At 67.4% G+C, this 18,285-nt stretch carries 16 protein-coding genes; 7 read left to right on the top strand and 9 right to left on the bottom strand.

Going from position 1 to position 18,285, the window contains the following annotated elements; all coding sequences use genetic code 11:
- Window positions 1–21 precede the first annotated feature (21 nt).
- Window positions 22–879 (bottom strand): caspase family protein, encoded by an 858-nt coding sequence (locus ACFW6D_RS01360; RefSeq protein WP_379323585.1) that lies wholly within the window; start codon window positions 877–879, stop codon window positions 22–24.
- 222 nt (window positions 880–1,101) lie between these two features.
- Between ACFW6D_RS01360 and ACFW6D_RS01355 the strand changes: the two genes are divergently transcribed.
- Entirely contained in the window at window positions 1,102–1,503 is a 402-nt protein-coding gene (locus tag ACFW6D_RS01355) for a hypothetical protein (RefSeq protein WP_379323583.1), read from the top strand.
- Between the two features lie 152 nt (window positions 1,504–1,655).
- Here the strand turns inward: ACFW6D_RS01355 and ACFW6D_RS01350 are convergent, their stop codons facing one another.
- Window positions 1,656–2,405: a hypothetical protein gene (locus ACFW6D_RS01350; protein ID WP_379323581.1), complete on the bottom strand. Its 750-nt coding sequence runs from the start codon at window positions 2,403–2,405 to the stop codon at window positions 1,656–1,658.
- Between the two features lie 260 nt (window positions 2,406–2,665).
- Between ACFW6D_RS01350 and ACFW6D_RS01345 the strand changes: the two genes are divergently transcribed.
- From ACFW6D_RS01345 to ACFW6D_RS01335, 3 genes are all read left to right on the top strand, one after another.
- The gene (locus tag ACFW6D_RS01345) at window positions 2,666–4,453 is read left to right on the top strand and encodes a peroxidase family protein (RefSeq protein ID WP_379323579.1); all 1,788 of its coding nucleotides are present in this window, start codon (window positions 2,666–2,668) and stop codon (window positions 4,451–4,453) included.
- Entirely contained in the window at window positions 4,450–5,544 is a 1,095-nt protein-coding gene (locus ACFW6D_RS01340; RefSeq protein WP_379323577.1) for a catalase family protein, read from the top strand. Before ACFW6D_RS01345 ends, ACFW6D_RS01340 begins: the two co-directional genes overlap by 4 nt.
- 77 nt (window positions 5,545–5,621) lie before the next feature.
- On the top strand, window positions 5,622–8,204 hold the full coding sequence (locus ACFW6D_RS01335) for a LuxR C-terminal-related transcriptional regulator (protein ID WP_379323575.1): 2,583 nt from the start codon (window positions 5,622–5,624) through the stop codon (window positions 8,202–8,204).
- Between the two features lie 5 nt (window positions 8,205–8,209).
- Here the strand turns inward: ACFW6D_RS01335 and ACFW6D_RS01330 are convergent, their stop codons facing one another.
- The 6 genes from ACFW6D_RS01330 to ACFW6D_RS01305 all read right to left on the bottom strand — a co-directional run bounded on the left by ACFW6D_RS01330 (window position 8,210) and on the right by ACFW6D_RS01305 (window position 14,375).
- A complete protein-coding gene (locus ACFW6D_RS01330) occupies window positions 8,210–8,497 on the bottom strand; it encodes a hypothetical protein (protein ID WP_379323573.1) in 288 nt (95 codons plus the stop codon).
- A 107-nt stretch (window positions 8,498–8,604) separates the two neighbouring features.
- Entirely contained in the window at window positions 8,605–9,399 is a 795-nt protein-coding gene (locus ACFW6D_RS01325) for a SigB/SigF/SigG family RNA polymerase sigma factor (RefSeq protein ID WP_379323571.1), read from the bottom strand.
- Window positions 9,400–9,455: 56 nt separating this feature from the next.
- Window positions 9,456–9,656 (bottom strand): hypothetical protein, encoded by a 201-nt coding sequence (locus ACFW6D_RS01320; protein WP_379323569.1) that lies wholly within the window; start codon window positions 9,654–9,656, stop codon window positions 9,456–9,458.
- Between the two features lie 110 nt (window positions 9,657–9,766).
- A complete protein-coding gene (gene pepN, locus ACFW6D_RS01315) occupies window positions 9,767–12,235 on the bottom strand; it encodes an aminopeptidase N (protein WP_379323568.1) in 2,469 nt (822 codons plus the stop codon).
- 22 nt (window positions 12,236–12,257) lie between these two features.
- Window positions 12,258–14,090 (bottom strand): glutamine--fructose-6-phosphate transaminase (isomerizing), encoded by a 1,833-nt coding sequence (gene glmS / locus ACFW6D_RS01310; protein WP_379323566.1) that lies wholly within the window; start codon window positions 14,088–14,090, stop codon window positions 12,258–12,260.
- Between the two features lie 15 nt (window positions 14,091–14,105).
- Window positions 14,106–14,375, bottom strand: a complete 270-nt coding sequence (locus ACFW6D_RS01305; protein WP_379323564.1) for a hypothetical protein — start codon at window positions 14,373–14,375, stop codon at window positions 14,106–14,108.
- A 244-nt stretch (window positions 14,376–14,619) separates the two neighbouring features.
- On the opposite strand from ACFW6D_RS01305, the gene ACFW6D_RS01300 reads away from it, so the two are divergent.
- Window positions 14,620–16,125 (top strand): hypothetical protein, encoded by a 1,506-nt coding sequence (locus ACFW6D_RS01300; RefSeq protein ID WP_379323562.1) that lies wholly within the window; start codon window positions 14,620–14,622, stop codon window positions 16,123–16,125.
- Window positions 16,126–16,130: 5 nt separating this feature from the next.
- Here ACFW6D_RS01300 and ACFW6D_RS01295 read toward each other — a convergent pair whose 3' ends face one another.
- Window positions 16,131–16,658 carry a TerD family protein gene (locus ACFW6D_RS01295; RefSeq protein ID WP_379323560.1) on the bottom strand — a complete coding sequence of 176 codons (528 nt, stop codon included), beginning with the start codon at window positions 16,656–16,658 and terminating at the stop codon, window positions 16,131–16,133.
- A gap of 121 nt (window positions 16,659–16,779) precedes the next feature.
- On the opposite strand from ACFW6D_RS01295, the gene ACFW6D_RS01290 reads away from it, so the two are divergent.
- Both ACFW6D_RS01290 and ACFW6D_RS01285 read left to right on the top strand, forming a co-directional pair.
- Entirely contained in the window at window positions 16,780–17,538 is a 759-nt protein-coding gene (locus ACFW6D_RS01290) for a spermidine synthase (protein WP_379323558.1), read from the top strand.
- A 151-nt stretch (window positions 17,539–17,689) separates the two neighbouring features.
- On the top strand, window positions 17,690–18,235 hold the full coding sequence (locus ACFW6D_RS01285) for a hypothetical protein (RefSeq protein WP_379323556.1): 546 nt from the start codon (window positions 17,690–17,692) through the stop codon (window positions 18,233–18,235).
- Window positions 18,236–18,285: the final 50 nt, after the last annotated feature.

Here is an 18,285-nt window from a genome sequence, read left to right as displayed (position 1 = left end):
CGAACCCCGCACCCTCGGCGGCTACGGCGTGAACGGGCGCTGATCGACGAAATCGGCGCCCGCGTTGATCGTGAACAGGTTCGGAACCTGGTCGGGCGGCATGATGTTCATGATCTGCCGGTGGAACTGCGAATACCCGGCGGTGAAGGTGCCATTGCCCCAGACCTCGAGCAACGACCCCGTGAACTGGCCGTTGACCGGCCCGTCATAGGACAGTTGCGAATCCTGGCAGCCGGACAGCAGCAGCACCCCCGCCCGGATATCGGCCCGCGCCTGCGGACCACTGAGCCGCTGGACGAACGAGTACAGCTGCCTGCGCCGCTTGTTGTCCTCGGTCTGCACCTCGCGCGGCATCGCCTTGGGGCTACCCGCGACGACGGTGAGTCCCGCCGGATCGGCGGCGCGCTCGGCCACGTCGATGATCGCCGCCCGCGCGTCGCGAGTGAACACGTCACGGACCACCGACCCGCTGTGACAGCTGTCCGAGCACACGACCACGCGCACACCCGCGGCGAACTGACGCCACATCTGATACAGCTCGTCGTCGACGATCTGGCGATCGAAGGCCACCCAGGTCTCGTCCTGGCTGTCGTCCTCCTCGCCGTCGACATCCCAGGTCTGGCCACCGTGACCCGAATAGGTGATGAGCACGAGATCGCCGGGCTGCGCATTGTGCGCGAGCTGACCGATTTCGCCGATGATCGCGAAAGAGGTCGCCGCACTGTCGAGCAATTTCGTCGAGGTCGCAAATCCTTGTGCCGCGGCCAGCGCGGCCATGGAATTTGCATCGTTGACGCAGCCGGCGAGAGCGCCGTCCCAGCCGTCGTACGCGGCGGGATCGACCCGATTCAATCCGATATGCAAGGAATATCCGGTCACTGTCGTTCCTCCATCTAGAGATATCGAACACCTCTGTGCCGAGAGCTTCGACACCACTCGATCTTCCTGCGGCCGTGCGGAACTCGATAGCGTGGCGGACTACTCGAATACGCGAAACAAACAGTCGCGCGCGCAGTGGGGTAGTGGATTACGCATTCGGAGAGGCGGGCCGACGCGCGACGATAGCTCCACACAGTAATTCCGCCGAGAAAGGACAACGAAATGTTGGAAACGGATACGGAGGACGCGGTCGTGGCAGCGAGCGCCGATACCGAAGAAGAAGACGCGTTCGAGCCGGCGAAAAGCGGCTACGGTGCCGACGAGGCAGGTGTGCGGGCGATCGGCCAGACGAATATCACGTCGATTTTCTGGGCACAGAAGATTCTGCGCACACACGGCACCGGTGCGTGGGTATTCGGATTCCCGAGTGCCGACGTGCGAGCCGACAGCCAGGTCTCGGTCAGCCTGACCGAGATCGATGCCAACGGCACCCCGTTCCTCGGACCGGCGACCACCCAGGTCCTGAATGTGGTTCCGCATGCCGACGGCACCATGACGGTGCGATATCACGTGGGGTGGAGCAGCAATATCAGGGTGCTGTTCAACTTCATCATCGCCAATTGAACGGCCCTCGACGGCAGTGTCACGGATCTGCCGGATGCTGTGCCCGGATCGACAGCGTGGTCGATGCGGGCCATCCGGCCCGTGGCAGTCGCAGGCCAGGTCCGAGTCGCCGACGACGTCGATCAGGACCGGTCGTCGACTCCTGCCGAGAATTACCCGAGCCGGTGCGCAGCGGCCAATGCGGTGAGCACCCGCTCGGTTTTGGTATCGCCGGACGCGATCGGCAAGCCGTCGGCGTGCACGGCGGCTTCGAGATCACGCCGGGCGTCGAGGGCGCGCAGATGCAGATCGACGGGCGAATCACCCTGTCTCGGCGGGACTTTCAGTGACAGTTCGACCAGATCGAGACCCGCGACGGTCCACCGTTCCACATCGACGCGCTGACTCCCCAGCGGCACCCCCGTCCACCGTGCCGAGGCGACTGGGCCCATCGCACACAGGTGATCGACCGCGACGCCCGGGGGTGTGCAGCTCACCAGGAACTGGCGCTGGGCCGAGTTCAGCGTGTCGGTGACGTCGATACCCCGGCCCACGGCCGAACGCAGCGAGCCGGGGGGCCGAAGGCTGATCGCCGAGGCCGACAGCATCCGCCGACTGCCGGACCAATCGCTTTCGATGCGGTACCGGACACCGGGCTCGGTGAAGGGTCTCGCCCAGCGGCCCGCCAGCTGGGAGCTCAGGCACGGCCGCAGCTTCACGGTGAGGTCGTCTTCTTCGCCGCTGCGCAACCGGATCACGATGTGGCTCGACAGCAGGGTGGGCGCACCAGGGGAACCGGAGCGCAGCGGCTCGGCGAACCAGATGTCGCGAGCGGTCGCGGCGGTGTCGGTACATCGGAGCCGGAGCAGTGCACCCGCGATATCTCCGTCGAGGTTCACTTTGATCTCGATCGGCGTGATCACCCGGGCCCCCTTTCCGTCGCTGTGACGAGTACTGCCCGCGGTGTGCGGGCGCCGTAGAACTCAGATTCGCCGATCGACGGGCCGTGGCGCGCGGGTAGTGCGCTACCCGATCAGGTCGGGCGTCCGGGTCGCGGGACGAGCGGCGGCGGCGCCGAGGCCGCACGTAGTCGACTACTCGTGACAGGTCTGACCAGGTGTCGGAGACTGGATCCGATCGGTCCGGTAGGCGCCGAGTCGGTGCCATCCCGTGGAGGTTCTCGATGGTCGACGCACAGCAACAGTCACTGGTCACCCGCGCCTTGGTCGCCGGCGCCGAAGCGCTCGATCGGCGGGTCGGCTGGTTCCGGTTGCCGACCCCCGTGGGGCTGGCCGTGCTGATCGGCCTGCGCAGCCGATTACGGTCACGCAATCTCTTCGACACCGGCCCGCACCCGGCCGGGCCCCTGCCGCCGGACGTCATGGGCGAACACCAGGGCGCGCGCACCATCGACGGCACCTACAACAGTCCCGACGACCCACGCGCGGGCTCGATCGGCTGTCGATTCGGACGCAACGTCCCCCTCGACCGCACCTATCCCGAGGATCCGGCGCGGCTCATGGAACCCAACCCGCGCACGGTGAGCAGGAAACTGCTCGCGCGCGAGGAATTCCAGCCCGCCACCACCCTGAATCTGCTCGCGGCCGCATGGATCCAGTTCGAGGTGCACGACTGGTTCGTCCACGACCCGGCCGAGCACGAACCGTTCATCGTCACCCTGGACGACGACGATCAGTGGCCGGAACCACCGATGACGATCCCGCGAACGGCGACGGTGCCCGCTGCGGATCCGGCAGACCCGCCGACCTACGTCACCGGCGAGACCCACTGGTGGGACGCCTCCCAGATCTACGGCAGCACAGCCGAATTCGCCGCATCCCTGCGCTCGGGCAAGCACGGCCAGCTCGTGATCGACGAACTGGGACTCCCACCGCTGGACGCCGAACGCCTGGTGGCAGTCGCGCCCGCGGCGGCCAATGCCTGGGTCGGCCTCGCCCTGCTGCACTCGCTGTTCCTGCGCGAACACAACGCGATCTGCGCCCGCCTGACCCGGCGCTACCCCGACATGGACGACCAACAGCTCTACGACACCGCCCGACTGGTCAATTCCGCGCTGATCGCGAAGATCCACACTGTCGACTGGACCCCGGCGATCATCGCCCACCCCACCACGGTCGCGGCCATGCGCGCCAACTGGTTCGGGCTGCTGGGGGAGCGGTTGTCGCGGCGCTTCGGCACGCTCCTCGGCAACGAAGTGCTGTGTGGCATACCGGGTTCCGTGCGCGATGACAGCGGGGTGGGGTATTCGCTCACCGAGGAGTTCGTCGCGGTCTACCGCATGCATCCGCTGATCCCCGACGAACTCGTCGTCCGCAGCCTCGCCGACGACACCGTGCTGGCCGCACACCCCCTGCCAGAACTCGGCGTCGCCCACATTCGCAAGCGCCTCGCCGAGACACCGATGGACACCCTGCTCTACTCCTTCGGCCGAGCCAACCCCGGCGCGCTGACCCTGCACAACTACCCCGCGCACCTGCAACACCTCGAGCGCCCCGGCCAACCACCCCTCGACCTCGCGACCGTGGACATTCTGCGGGTCCGCGAGCGTGGTGTGCCGCGCTACAACGAGTTCCGGCGCCAACTGCGACTGCCGCCGGTCGCCTCCTTCGACGAGCTCACCGATGACCCGCGCTGGGCGCGCGAACTCGAACAGGTCTACGGCGACGTAGACGACGTCGACCTGATGATCGGCCTCTACGCCGAACCCAAACCGCCCGGTTTCGGCTTCAGCGACACCGCCTTTCGCGTATTCGTGCTGATGGCGTCGCGGCGGCTGTCGGCCGACCGGTTCTTCACCACCGACTTCCGCTCCGAGGTCTACACCGAGGCGGGCATGGCCTGGGTGCGCGACACCACGATGCGCAGCCTGCTGCTGCGCCATTTCCCGACCCTGGCGCCCGCGCTCGACGGCGTCGCGAATCCATTCGCCCCGTGGAGGAGTCCGCGATGAGCTATCTGCGCTACCGCGCCGACCTGGAACAACCGCGCCCCGACGAGGAACGCGACATCGACAAGATCATCGCGGTGCTGCGCGACAACAACGAACGCGCCTACCGCAAGTACAAGCGCGGCCTGCGTGACGCGCACGCCAAGAGCCACGGCATCCTGCGCGGCGAACTGACGGTGCCCGCCGGCCTGCCACCCGAACTGGCGCAGGGCATGTTCGCCACCCCCGCCACCTATCCGGTGATCGCGCGATTGTCGAGCACGTCCGGGGTGATTCGCAGCGATCAACTGCGCGGGGTGCGCGGACTGGGAATCAAGGTGCTCGGGGTGCACGGGCCGCGCGCGCTGCCCGACGACGAGGCGAGCACCCAGGACTTCATCATGGTCACCCACCGCGAATTCCTCTTCGCCGACGCGCACGCCTACCTCACCAAGGGCATGCCGACCGCCTGGGCGCTGGCCCGGCTCCCCGACCTGGCCCTGCGCGCGGGCAGCGACCTCGTCGCCGCGCTGAACACCCACGTCCTGCGCCGGATCGGGCGCAGCGTGCCACCGAATCTCGGTGTCTTCGTCGCCCCCAACACCCACATCCTCGGCGAGACGTTCTTCACCTCGGCGCCCCTGCGCTTCGGTGACTACGTGGCCAAGCTGCTCTATGCGCCCGTGTCGCCGGAAGTTGTTGCACTGCAAGGCCAACCGGTCGACCCGGACGCGGGTGTCAACGCGCACCAGGACCTGATCGTCGACTTCTTCGCCGGGCACAGCGCCACCTACGAACTGCGCGCCCAACTGTGCACGGACCCCGCCACCATGCCGATCGAGGACGCGACCGTGCCGTGGCCCGAGGACGAGTCACCGCACCGAACGATCGCGACCATCCGCTTCGACGTGCAAGATCCCTACACCCCGCAGCGGCGTGCCTACGGCGACGACGTGCTCTCCTTCAACTCCTGGCGCGGCCTGGACGCGCACCGGCCGCTGGGCTCGATCAACCGGCTCAAGCAGCGGGTGTACGAGGCATCGAGCAACTACCGCCACGACGTCAACAACGCACCGCGCGTCGAGCCACGCGACGCCACCGAGCTCCCGCCATGATCACCGCGCCGCTTCACCCGCGTGCCGACCGGCCGATTCGCTGTGCGGGCGCCGGACGAGAACTACACTTTTCACGCATGGCAGGACTCTGGCAGCTGCTCGATCGTCCCGCCGAATACGACGCCGTCCGTGCGGCTTTGACGAATCCGGATGCCGGCGGGGTGATACTCGTCGGTGCCGCGGGCGTCGGCAAGACCACCCTCGCCCGGCTGGTCACCGCGACGTTGTCCGAACCGGTGCGGTGGGTGGCGTGCACCGCGTCGTCGCAGGCCATTCCGCTCGGTGCGTTCGCGCCCTGGATCGCCGCGTCGGCATCGCGCGATCCGCTCGCACTGCTGCATTCGGCCAGGGAGAACGTGCTCGCCCAACCCGACACCGTGATCGGCGTCGACGACGCGCACCTGCTCGACACCCTGTCGGCCACGCTGGTGCACCAGATCGCCGTCGACCACCGAGCCCGCATCATCGCCACCGTCCGCACCGGCGAGCAGCTCCCCGACGCCGTCACCGCACTGTGGAAAGACGGCTACCTCGAGCGAATCGAATTGGCGCCGTTCACTAAAACGCAGTGCACCGAGATCGTCGAAACCGTGCTCGGCGGGACATTGGAGGGGCTCAGCGCCGACGTGATGTGGGAATCCTCGGGCGGCAACCCGCTGTTCCTGCGCAATATGGTCGAGGGCGGTGTCGAGGCGAGCACCCTCACCGATGTCAACGGCGTCTGGCAGCTGCGCGGGCCGACCGCGGTGCCCTCGGGTCTGGTCGAGCTCCTCAACGAGCGGTTGAGCCGGGCCGGTGCGCCCGTGCTCGACGTGCTGGAAACCCTCGCCGTGCACGAACCGCTCGACATCGACATCCTCAGCGAACTGGTAGGCACCGCCGCCGTGGACGCGGCCGAGGCCACCGGCCTGATCCGAGTCACGAGCCACAACGGGGTCGTCGATGTCCGGTTCAGCCACCCCCTGCTCGGCGAAGTGGTGCGCTGCCGCGTCGGTACGGCGGCCGCGCGCACCCGGCGCGGACGTCTCGTCGAGACCCTGCAGGACCGGGACCTGAGCACACCGGCGCACCGGATCAGGCTGGCGCGACTGTGCGTGGACAGCGATCAGCCGATCGACATCGTCTTGCTGATCGACGCGGCCAAGGACGCGGTGTCGCTGGCCAATCTGCCACTGGGCGAACGGCTCGCACGCGCCGCGTGCGAGCGGGGCGGCGGGTTGCGCGCGGCCGAACTGCTCTCCCGGGCGCTGCTCTGGCAGGGCAGGCCGCAGCATGCCGACGAGATCCTGGCCCGCTTCGATCCCGACCGCCTCGACCCGCTGCAACTGGTCCAGTGGGGTGTGGTGCGGGCGAGTCTGCGGTTCTGGTCGCTGGGCGATGTCGATCATGCCCGCGAGCTGATGGCGATGCTGGGCGCTCGCGTCGAGCATCCCGCCCTGCGCCTGACCGTCGATGCCGCCGCAGCCGCGATGGCGGTGCACGAAAACGATCTCGCCGCCGGTATCGAGGCCGCTGAGCGCGTGATCGCCGACCCGAACTCACCGCGTCAGGCCGTCGATTTCGCCGCGTTCGCCCTGGGTTTGGCGTTGCCGGTGGCCGGGCGCGGCGCCGACTTCGCGCCGATCGCGGCCCGCAGCCGGGCACAGCAGAAATCCACCGACGGGATCATCCGGGTGATGGTCCGCTACGGCGACGTTCTCGCGCTGACCACCATCGGAGACCTCGATCTCGCCGAACGCCGGGCCACCGAATACCGGGAGTTCTCCTCGGCGGGCCAGTTCGTCGGTTGGGCGATCGCGCGCATCGCCGACGGGGTCGTTGCCACCTATCGCGGCCGGTTCCGCGATGCGATCACCGCCTTCGAACAGGCGCTGGCCGCGCTCAACGCCGAAACCTCGCTGCCGTGGAAACTCCCTGCGCGGCTACTGCTGGCCCGCGCCTACGCGGCGCTGGGCGAGGTCGAACACGCCGAACGAGTCCTCGAGGACGCCGACGAACACAGCGGACCCCACATGGCCCTGCACGAACCACAGCGGATCATCGCGCGCGCCTGGCTTGCCGCCGCCGAACACAGCGCGCACTCGGCAGTGGACCTGGCCCGCAAGGCCGCCGATCTGGCCCACAGCGCCGGTCAATACGCCGTGGAAGCCGAGGCGCTGCACCACGCCACCCGATTCGGCGACCGCACCCTCGCCGCCCGCCTCGCCACCGTGGCCGCCCGCGTCCAGGGACCGGTCGCGGCGATCTACGCCCGTCACGCGGCAGCCCTCGCCGACACCGACCCGGGCGCGCTCGACGCGGTCAGCCACGAGTTCGAAGGCGCGGGCCTGCTGCTGTCCGCCGCCGACGCCGTGGCGCAGACGGTGCCGATCCACGATCACGCCGGTCAGCGCCGACCCAGCGCCCAGGCCGCCGCCCGCGCCGTGGCCCTGGCCTCCCGGTGCGACGGTGCGAGCACCCCCGCCATCACCGCGGCCGCCCGGCCACTGCCGATCACCGAACGCGAACGCGAGATCGCCGCGCTGATCGGCCGCGGCCTGTCCAACCGCGCGATCGCCGAACGCCTCTGCGTGTCGGTCCGCACCGTCGAAGGCCACATCTACCGGGCCTGCATCAAACTCGACGCCACCGATCGCGAGCAGCTCGCCGACCTCATCTAGTCAGCTCATCGGCTCGGCTCGGGCAACTGGCATTCGTTCACCCTCGGGTTCACACCGAGATAATTGAGTGGGCCTGCGAGGACGGTGAGCCCGATCGTGCCCCAGTCGCCGCAGTTGACCGGGGTGTTGGTGAAGTAGTCGCGCTGCACGGCGGCAAGCAACCCGGCCCCGAACCAGACCACCATCAGCACCGACAGCAGGAATTGGGCGGTTTGGTGGCGTGGCCGGGCGCGGATCTCCCGGACTTCGCGAATGTGTCGATCCCGTCGGTTCCGCCGGCCACGCATCGTCATCGATCGCACCTTCCCGCTCCTGGACGCCGCCACGACACGCGCGAGGTTCTGCTCCCTCAACAGTGCAGCCCGGCAACCGCCCAGTCAATGGTTGGTGCGAGTTTCGGTCAGGCAGGTACGGGTTGTTCGCCGATGGCCTCGGCGCGCAAACTCCCCAGCAGTTTGGTGAGCTTGCGCGAGACGCTCATCTGCGAGACGCCGAGGCGTTCGGCGATCTCGCCCTGCGACAGCGTGTCGTAGAACCGCCATATCAGCAGTTGCCGGTCCTCCGGGGGCAGCTGGGCCAGCAGGGGCGCGACGGTGATCGTGTCCTCGGTGAGGCGGTAGCGCGGGTCTTCGGAGCCGAAGGTGTCGGCGATGGTCATGCCGGGATCGCCTTCGCTGTCGCGGGCCGGGGTATCGAGGCTGCGCGTTTGGAACGCGTTGGCCGCCACCAGGGTTCGGGTGACATCGGTGATCGATACGTCGAGTTCTTCGGCGAGTTCGGCGGCGGTGGGGGAGCGCAGGAGCCGACGGCTCAACTCGTCGGTCGCCGTGCGCACCTTGCCCTGCAGTTCCTTCTCCCGGCGCGGCACGTGCAGCGGCCAGAGGTGGTCGCGGAAGTGCCTGCGCACCTCACCCATGATGGTGGGCACCGCGAAGCCGAGAAAGGGTGAGCCGGTGGTGACGTCGTAGCGGTCGACCGCCATGACCAGGCCGAGTCGCGCGGTCTGGAGCAGATCGTCGAACATCTCGCCGCGGCCGGCGTACTTGCGAGCGATGTGCTCGGCCAGCGGTAGGCAGACCTCGATGATCCGCGCCCGCACAGCGGCGTGCTCGGGGCCGCGGGGATCGATGAGCGCCCAGTGGGCGAACAGCGGTTCGGCGTTTTCGTAAGTCCTGTGGTCGGGGGTCTGGGACATGTGGATCAGCTCCTGGCCTTCGAGTGCTCTACTCACCGGTTTGCGCGCAAGCGAACCTAAAAGCTGTGCGGGCCGAGCATTCTGAAGGTCATCATCATCGCCACACCCAGGCTGACGCTGCCGAGGATCGCGGCAGGTAGCGATCCGGTCAGCGCGGTCAGGCCGAAGAGGAAGAACACGCAGGTGGCCAACATGATGGTGGTGCTGGTCAGATCCATGCTCGGCGTACTCGTTGTCCGATTACGTGAGGTGGTCATAGATCTAGGGTTCACCGCCGCGGCGGTTATTAAACCGTTATTGGTCGACAGGGGTTGACACGGCGGCAATTTCGGAATTAGATGTTTAACCCATCACGAAATGGGAAATATCAGTTCAGGTCGCGTACGCGTAAATCGCGCGCGAGATGGTCACGCTGCTCGATGATCAAGCGGCGCAACGCGCTCGGCGCGTCCGCATTCACCGCGAGCCACCGGTCCACCCCGTCGAGCGCGTCGGCGGCGGGGAAGAGCCCGACCACGATGCGCCGGGCGATCTCGATACTCCTGGTGTCCCACACCGTGCGCAGCGCCGCGAAGTACTCGTCGTCATAGCGCGCGATCAGGGCGCGGTGGCCGCCCGCGCGGAATCCGTCGATGGTGGCGTCGAGGTGGTCGTTGGTCAGTGTGGTGTCGCCGAGCGCGCAATCCCAGGCCGCGGCTTTGACCTCCGCGTTCGGGCGTGCGGCGAGTGCGCGCCGGTGCGCGGTGCGGCCCGAGGCGGTGTCGTCTCGTTCGAGTTCGGCGTCCAGGTCGTCGGCTTTCGCAGCGCCGGTCGCGGCGAGTGCGGTCCACAGCGCCCAGCGCAGATCGGGGTCAAGGGCAAGGCCCTCCGGTGCTTTGTCGAGCAGGATCGCCCGAATGTCGTCGGCGCGGCGGCTGTCGACCGTTGCGGCAGCCGCTGTCGCACGTGCCCATGCCAGTTGTGCGCCGGAACCCGGTGCGGACGAATGCAGTGTGGCCCAGCATGATTCGAGCCACTCGCCACGCCACCGATCGCGCGCCTGCTCGGGCAGATAGTGGGCGATGGCAAACGACGCGTTCGCCAGGACGGCGGTCAGCAGCGCCATATTCGATTCGGTGGGCGCGAAATCGCGAGCCATGGACAGATAGCGTTCGGCGGCCAGGTCGCCGTCACGGGTGGCGTTCCACAGCGCCGACCAGATGAGGCCGCGGGCCAGCGGGTCGGTCACCCGGTTCAGTGAACGCTCCACCGTGGCAAGCGAATCCGGGTCGAGGCGGACCTTCGCATAGGTGAGGTCGCCGTCGTTGAGCAGCCGCAGCGGGGCAGGGGCGAGTTCGACCGGTGTGCGTTCATCGGTGATGTCGAGTTCCGCGCGTTCGCGAAGTACCAAGTCGCCCGCGGTGTCGAAGTCGTAGAGACCGATGGCGAGTCGGTGTGGGCGCGGATCGGTTTGCACGATCGCACCGTCTTCGAGGGTCAGGGTGGACATCCCGGTCGTCTGCAACCAGGCTCGCGCCCAGCCCGCGAGGTCGCGGCCGGAATCGGCCGACAATTCGGTCAGCAGGTCGTCGAGGGTCGTATTGCCGAAGGCGTGTGTCCGGAAATATCGGCGCACCCCTGTGAAGAATTCGTCCCTGCCGACATAGGCGACCAATTGTTTGAGGACGCTGGCACCCTTGGCGTAGGTGATGCCGTCGAAATTGAGTTTCGCCGCTTCGAGGTCGGTGATGTCGGCGACGATCGGGTGCGTGGTCGGCAGTTGGTCCTGCAGGTACGCCCAGGCCTTGCGGCGGTTCGCGAACGCGACCCAGGCATCGGTCCACTCGGTGGCCTCCGAGCTGGCCAGGGCGCCCATGTAGTCGGCGAAGGACTCCTTGAGCCACAGGTCGTCCCACCACACCATCGTGACGAGATCGCCGAACCACATGTGCGCCATCTCGTGCAGGATCGTGTTGGCCCGGCCCTCGTACTGCGCGGCGGTCACGGCGCCACGGAACACGTAGGCCTCGGTGAACGTGACCAGTCCCGGGTTCTCCATCGCGCCCAGGTTGTATTCGGGTACGAACACCTGGTCGTACTTGCCCCACGGGTACGGGTAGTCGAAGTGCTCGGCGAAGAAATCGAGGCCCTGCTTCGTCACCTCGAAGATCGTGTCCGCGTCCAGGTAGCGGGCCAGCGAGGCGCGGCAGTAGATCCCGAGCGGGATGGTGAGTTCGCCTCGCGTCCAAGAGGATTCGACGCGATGGTACGGGCCCGCCGCGATCGCGGTGATATAGGTCGAGATCGGCAAGGTGGGGGAGAAGACGACGTTCTGCGCCACACCATTGTTCTGGATCGCCGCGAACGGCCGATTCGACACGACCTCCCACCCGGCAGGCGCGCTCACTGCGAATGTGAACGGCGCCTTCATATCCGGCTGTTCGAAGCAGGCGAAAACTCGCCGCGCATCGGCCGGCTCGTACTGCGTGTACAGGTACGTCTGACCGTCCACCGGATCGAGAAACCGGTGCAGCCCCTCACCCGATCGGCTGTAAGCACCGGTACCCCGCACGACAACCACATTCGACGCGGCCAACCCACCGACCAGTATCCGAGCCCCGTCGTAGACAACCGGAACCTGCGCACCGTTCACCGTCACCGATTCCACGGCCGGCCCGATGAAGTCGAGCCACGTCTGCTCGACAGTCGCATCGAACTCGACAGTCGTCACCGTGTCGAAACCCTCCCGGGTCTGATCAGGGGCACCTGTCAGATCGAGTTCGACAGAGTAGGCACGGACGGTGACCGCCGCGGATCGCGCGGCGGTCTCGGAGCGGCTCAGGTTCGCGGAGTTCACGCCTCGATCCTGCCAGCCCGACCTACTCCACGGTGACGCTCTTGGCGAGGTTGCGCGGCTTGTCGACGTCGCGGCCGAGGGCGAGGGCGGTGTGATAGGCGAGCAGCTGCAGGGGGATCGTCAGCAGCATCGGGTCCAGTTCCGGGGCGACCCGGGGGACCCGGATCACTTCGTCGGCCGCGTTCGGGGGCAGGTCCGCGTTGGTGACGGCGATGACAGGGCCGCCGCGGGCCTTGATCTGTTCGATGGTGCTGAGGTTCTTGGTGAGGAGTTCGTCGTCGGGGACGATCACCACGCTCGGCATCTCCGGGTCGATCAGGGCGAGCGGACCGTGCTTGAGCTCGGAGGCCTGGTAGGCCTCGGCGTGCACATAGGAGACCTCTTTGAGCTTCTGTGCGCCTTCGCGGGCGACCGGCCACGCCCGCACCCGGCCGATGAAGAACATGCTGCGAGCCTTGGCGTACCGGTGCGCGATCTCGGCGATGGCGTCCTCGTCGGTGAGGACCTGGTCGATCGCGTCGGGCAGCGCGCGCAGGCCCTCGACGATGCGGTTGCCGTCGGCGGCCGACAGATCTCGGACGCGACCCAGCAGCAGAGCCAGCATCGTGAACGACACGGTCATGTTGGTCAGTGCCTTGGTCGAGGCGACCGAGATCTCCGGGCCCGCGTGCAGGAACACCCCGGCCCCACACTCGCGAGCGATCGCGCTGCCCACCGCGTTGACCGCACCGATCACCCGGCCGCCCTTGCGCTGCAGCTCCTGCACCGCGGCGAGGGTGTCGAGAGTCTCGCCGGACTGGCTGATCGCCACATACAGCGCGTCGGGGTCGACGACCGGATTGCGGTAGCGGAACTCCGACGCGGGCTCCGCGGTGGCGGGAATCCGGGCGAGTTCTTCGACGAGTTGAGCGCCCAGCTGTCCGGCGTAATAGGCCGAACCGCACCCGAGGAACACGACCTTGCTGATGCTGCGCAGTTCGCGGGCATCCATGTTCAGCCCACCGAGATGAGCGGTGGCGAAGCGGTCGTCGAGGCGGCCCCGCAGCGCCCTGCGCACCGCCTCGCTCTGTTCGGCGATCTCCTTGCGCATGAAGTCCGGGAAGCCGCCGAGCGCGTAGTCCTCGGCCACCATGTCGATCGTGGTCGGGGTCTTGTCGGTCTGCTCGGAGTCGACTCCCAGTGTGCTGGTACGGAATTCGCCCTCGCGAATCGTGGCGAGTTCGCCGTCGTCGAGGAACACCACCCGCTGCGTGTGGTGGACAAGGGCGGCGACATCGGAGGCCACGAACATCTCGCCGTCACCGACGCCGAGCACGATGGGGCTGCCGTTACGCGCCACCACCAGCTTGGCCGGGCGGCGCGCGTCGAGCACCAGCAGTCCGTAGGTGCCCCGGATCCGGTGCAGCGCGACGCGAACGGCGTCCTCGAGGGATTCGGTGTTCTCGATCTCGCGGGCGATCAGGTGCGCGATCACCTCGGTATCGGTGTCGGAGACCAGGTCGATACCGAGCGCGGTGAGCTCGGCACGCAGCGGTTCGGCGTTCTCGACGATGCCGTTGTGCACCACCGCGATGCGGCCGCTCGCGTCGGTGTGGGGGTGGGCGTTGGCATCGCTCGGCTCGCCGTGGGTGGCCCAGCGGGTGTGCGCGATCCCGACCGTGCCGCGCAGGACAGTGGTGTCGGTCTTGTCGCGCAGGTCCTGGACCCGGCCCTGGGTTTTGCAGACCCGCACCTTCCCGCGATGCGGCAGTGCCAGGCCTGCCGAGTCGTAGCCGCGGTACTCGAGCCGATGTAGGCCCTCCAGCAGCACCGGAACAGCTTGCCGGTGACCGATGTATCCGACGATTCCACACATGGCGCGACGTTCCCCTTACCCGTAGACGATGCGACGAAGTTGGCGTTCGGTGAAGGGCGGGGCCGCGACCGGCCGCTGGGCGAGCTCGGCTTCGAGCTGTCGCCAGATCTCGGCATTGCGCATCTCCCGGGACTGCAGTTCGGCGTGCCTGCGCCGGACGAACTGCTCGGCCGTCTCGTCGAAGTAACCGACGATATCGGCGACAACCCGGGCAGCCACGCGTTCGGGCAAGCCGGTGGACGCCACCACGTAGCGGACCAGCTCGGTAGATGCCCCGTCATTCACTCGGACGATCATGCCTCGCCGGATCGAGTTCGCCAACTTCCCTGCCCGAATTCGGGCAGAAATAGACGCAGAACGGTCTTGTGGCGACCGGGGCATGTGTGCAGATGGCGCAATTCGTGCACGCGGTGCCGATGCTGTTATCGCCTTGTGAGGTGTGAGCCGAGACTTGCGGACAATTTGCTGGGAGGCTAACAGGGGGCACGGCATACTGCGCATCCGAGTGGAGGTTGTGGTGAGGCGACGAATGGGTGACGCATTCAGTGATCGGCTCTATTTCGCGGGACCGGCGCCGACCTCCGAGGTGGCCGGAGGTCGACCCGAATATGTGGTCGACGCGGCTATCGTCACGATCGCCGAAGAGATCGTGCGAACGGGTTTCGATGCCGAGGATACCGTGCACCAGCGGCTGCGAAGATTCTGCGCACACGCGAAAGCTGAAGGGGCCATGGTGAATTGCCTACTCGGCGCGGCGACCTCGGTGGACGACGGTGGCGTTGTTCCGTTTGTCGGCCGGGTTGTCGGCAGGCTCGGGCACGCGGAGTTGTTGTTCGATCTCGCATTGGGCGAATCCGGTATCGACCCGTTCGACGGGAATTCGGTGCGGAATATGGTCGGGCCGGGGACGATGACGGAGCTGGATTTCGAATTCGTCATCGCGCAGGTGAGTGAACTGGTCGATAGCTTGATGCTGCCGAATTATCTCGCATTGCTGGAATGGCGTGATCTCACCGGTGAGGCGCCGCGGTCTCGTCGCCCGGAGCAGTCGGCCGCACTGCTGTACGAGCTGAACGAACGGCTCACCCCGGTCCTCGGCGAGATGCCGCTGGCCTGGTTGTTGCTGCACTATGCGGAGTTCGGGGTCGCGCCGCTGGCGGACTCGATCCATCGCGCGCTGCTGCGGACCAATGCCGCCGACGCGGTGTCCGCCGCGCGCACGGGGGCGGCGGCGCTGGCCGCGATGTCGTTCGTCTCCCCGTCGGCCAGGGTGGGTGATCTTCCGGTGGTGTCGCGCAGGCCGCGCCATCAGCCGACGCTGGTCACCGGCAACCACGTCATGGCCGATCTCGTCTGCGCGCTGTCGCGGTGCGACACCGTGAACGGCTGGCAGGCCGACGCGAAGCTGCTCAGGCCAGCCGACGCGCAGACGGTCGGTTGGCTGCTGGTCGAGGATCGCCGTCATCGACGGGAAAACCAGTGCGGGCGAGGCGATCTCATGGCCTCGGCGATCGGGCTCGAGATCATGCTCGGTGTCGACCACGCATCGGCCTGTTCGCCGTCGACGGCGCGGGAACCGTCACCCACCGTGATCACCGCCGACCTGCTGCGCGTTCTGCGCCTGCCCTGGGACCAGATCCCGGATTCGGCCGACTACACCCCGCGCCGTCTGAACGGCGCCCTGCGTTTGGCCTGTTGCGCGATGGAGGCCATGGCCCCCGGCGCCGAGGCGACCTCCGACATCCTGCGCCGCGCAGCCGACCGAGCGATCCCCACCCTGAGCGCCCGCCCGGACCCGCCGATCTACCTCCAGGGCGCCCTGGCGCTCCTGGAAGCCTGGCACCACGGCGGCGCCCCGAGAACCCGCCCACTACTCGAAGCCACCGAACCCATCGCCCCCGTCGTCTTCACCACCCTCCTCCTACTCGCCGCCGCCCTACTCGAAATGCTCGCCCAGGAATTCGACGCCGACGTAACCCACGTCCTCGACGCCCTCGAATTGCGGCTACGAGCCCGCGACCGGTTGGCGGAGTAGCAACCTCAGTGGAGGTAGGTGGTGAGTTGGGGGACGGCGTCGGCGATGTGCTGGGCGACGATCGGTTGGCCGATGGGGGTGAAGGCCCAATTCTGGTCGGGGCGGTGCAGTTTACCGAAGACTATGCCGGTGTAGGCGCCGACTTCGGCGAGGTAGAGGCGGACCAGTTCGATGCCCGTGACGTTGTCGACGATGCGGCAGAAGCCGTTGTCGATCTGGCTGAATCGCTGGCCGGAGTAGGAGGTCACGAGGAACACGATCGTGGTGACCGCCGGATCGAGCAGCGTCAGATCCACTGAGATGACCTCGTTTTCGCCGTCGCCGTCACCGGTGACACTGTCGCCGTGGTGCCGCAGCGCGCCGTCGCGCGAGGTCAGCTGTTCGTGATAGGCGACGTCGGTGAAGCTGTCGCCGACGAACGCCAGCGCCGCGGCATTGAGGTCGATGTCCTTGCTGGACAGGGCGGATACCTCGGTGTCGCCCGCGGGATCCCAGCCGAGGCCGAAGCTGACGTGGGCGAGAGATTCGGTCATGCGGTGCTCCTAGTCGAACGGTCGATCCCGCAGCACCGAGACGGTGCCGACCCGAGCCACGCTACCGACGGACTTCCCGCCCTGCCCGCGGGTAAACACCGCGCGGGACTACCGTGACCCGATGAGCGCACGCTTCGAAGAACTCGGCTGGCGGAAGACCCCGATCGGCGAGATCAGTCTGCGGCGGCGATTCGACTCGACCGTGCGGGCCGATGTCTACGAGGTGAAACTCGACGACGAGTACCTCATGTCGAGCTTGTTCACCGTCGCCGAACGTGAGCTGTCGCGACTGGGCTTGGCCCGGACGCCCGGCACCGACCTGGACGTGGTCGTCGGCGGCCTCGGGTTGGGCTACACCGCCCGAGAAGCATTGGTGGATCCGCGAATTCGTGAACTCACCGTCATCGAGTATTCCGACGCGGTGATCGACTGGCACCAGCGCGACCTGCTGCCCGACACCGTCGGCCTGGCAGCCGAGGACCGGGTCGAGCTGGTCTGCGCGGACTTCTTCGCCGCTGCCACCGGACCGGTGGGATTCGACCCGGCACACCCCGGCCGCCGGTACGACGCGGTGCTCCTCGATATCGATCACTCGCCGCGCCACGTACTGCACGGCCCGAACGCCGCGTTCTACACCGTCGAGGGCATGCGTGCGGTCGCCAACCAGCTGGTCGACGGCGGCACCTTCGCGATGTGGTCCGACGACGTCGCCGATGCCGAGTTCTGTTCGGTTCTCGAAGCCGCCTTCGTCGATGTCGAGGCGCGGCGGATCGACTTCGACAACCCGCTGACCCGCGGGCAGGCCGGCGCCACGATCTACCTCGCCACTCGGCCCGACCGCACTCCGGGCACATCCCGCGAAGAGGCGATATGTGACTAGAAACAACAATGCGGCGAAGTGATTGCCATCGGCGCCGGTGGGAGCGATCGTAAATATCTGGGAGTAGTCGTCCCACACACCGAATCCCCGGCGATCGCTCATGCCCGGCCGATTCGGGATCGAGCTTTTCGGATTCGACATCGGAGTCAGGATGAACAGCTTGCTCGAAAACCATCGCGGATGGGTCGCAGACATCTTCGCGGATGGGTTGTACGGACGCAGCGACGCTGCCACTCCGCAGTCGACGGTCGCGATCGACGACCGCCCACTGCCCGCTGAGGATCGGCGCACACGCCGCCCGGAGGAGGTGATCGGGTGGCGGGCACTGTGTTCCTGCGGCAACTGGCACGGCCGAACCTGGCTACGCACCGACCGATTCGCCGACCACGCCCCTTCCGCCCGCGTCCTGCACTGCGCCACCGGTCGCCTCGACCCCGACCTGGCCCGTGCGGTCCTTGCGGAATGGGAATACCACCAGCTCGAGATGCAGGCGCTGATCCCGGTCCGGCTGGCATTCGAAGACACCACCTCGGCGCAGCAGCGCCTGGTCGAAGCCGTCCGCTTCGTGCGCGCGTCGGGCGCATCGTGGGAAGCGGTCGCCCGCGTGATCAGCGCGCCCTCGGCAGATGCCGCCGAAAAGCGATTCAGTAACTGGACATCACCCGAGCACGCTGTGGCAGACCTACGCATTCCGTAGTTCCGAAGCGGCTGCGCCCTGCGCAGCCGCGTGATCGTCGATTTCGCTCA

The organism is Nocardia sp. NPDC058705 (assembly GCF_042749305.1).
Lineage (GTDB): Bacteria > Actinomycetota > Actinomycetes > Mycobacteriales > Mycobacteriaceae > Nocardia.
The sequence above is the reverse complement of the archived record's forward strand: the minus strand, read 5'-3'. Positions and strand labels throughout refer to the sequence as shown.

Excerpts from the sequence above, each read along its gene's own strand:
- ACFW6D_RS01295 (WP_379323560.1), bottom strand. The coding sequence starts at position 16,658 with ATGACCGAATCTCTCGCCCACGTCAGCTTCGGCCTCGGCTGGGATCCC.
- ACFW6D_RS01320 (WP_379323569.1), bottom strand. The coding sequence starts at position 9,656 with ATGACCACCTCACGTAATCGGACAACGAGTACGCCGAGCATGGATCTG.
- ACFW6D_RS01300 (WP_379323562.1), top strand. The coding sequence starts at position 14,620 with ATGGGTGACGCATTCAGTGATCGGCTCTATTTCGCGGGACCGGCGCCG.
- ACFW6D_RS01285 (WP_379323556.1), top strand. The coding sequence starts at position 17,690 with ATGAACAGCTTGCTCGAAAACCATCGCGGATGGGTCGCAGACATCTTC.
- ACFW6D_RS01335 (WP_379323575.1), top strand. The coding sequence starts at position 5,622 with ATGGCAGGACTCTGGCAGCTGCTCGATCGTCCCGCCGAATACGACGCC.
- ACFW6D_RS01340 (WP_379323577.1), top strand. The coding sequence starts at position 4,450 with ATGAGCTATCTGCGCTACCGCGCCGACCTGGAACAACCGCGCCCCGAC.
- ACFW6D_RS01355 (WP_379323583.1), top strand. The coding sequence starts at position 1,102 with ATGTTGGAAACGGATACGGAGGACGCGGTCGTGGCAGCGAGCGCCGAT.
- ACFW6D_RS01325 (WP_379323571.1), bottom strand. The coding sequence starts at position 9,399 with ATGTCCCAGACCCCCGACCACAGGACTTACGAAAACGCCGAACCGCTG.
- glmS (WP_379323566.1), bottom strand. The coding sequence starts at position 14,090 with ATGTGTGGAATCGTCGGATACATCGGTCACCGGCAAGCTGTTCCGGTG.
- ACFW6D_RS01345 (WP_379323579.1), top strand. The coding sequence starts at position 2,666 with ATGGTCGACGCACAGCAACAGTCACTGGTCACCCGCGCCTTGGTCGCC.
- ACFW6D_RS01290 (WP_379323558.1), top strand. The coding sequence starts at position 16,780 with ATGAGCGCACGCTTCGAAGAACTCGGCTGGCGGAAGACCCCGATCGGC.
- ACFW6D_RS01330 (WP_379323573.1), bottom strand. The coding sequence starts at position 8,497 with ATGACGATGCGTGGCCGGCGGAACCGACGGGATCGACACATTCGCGAA.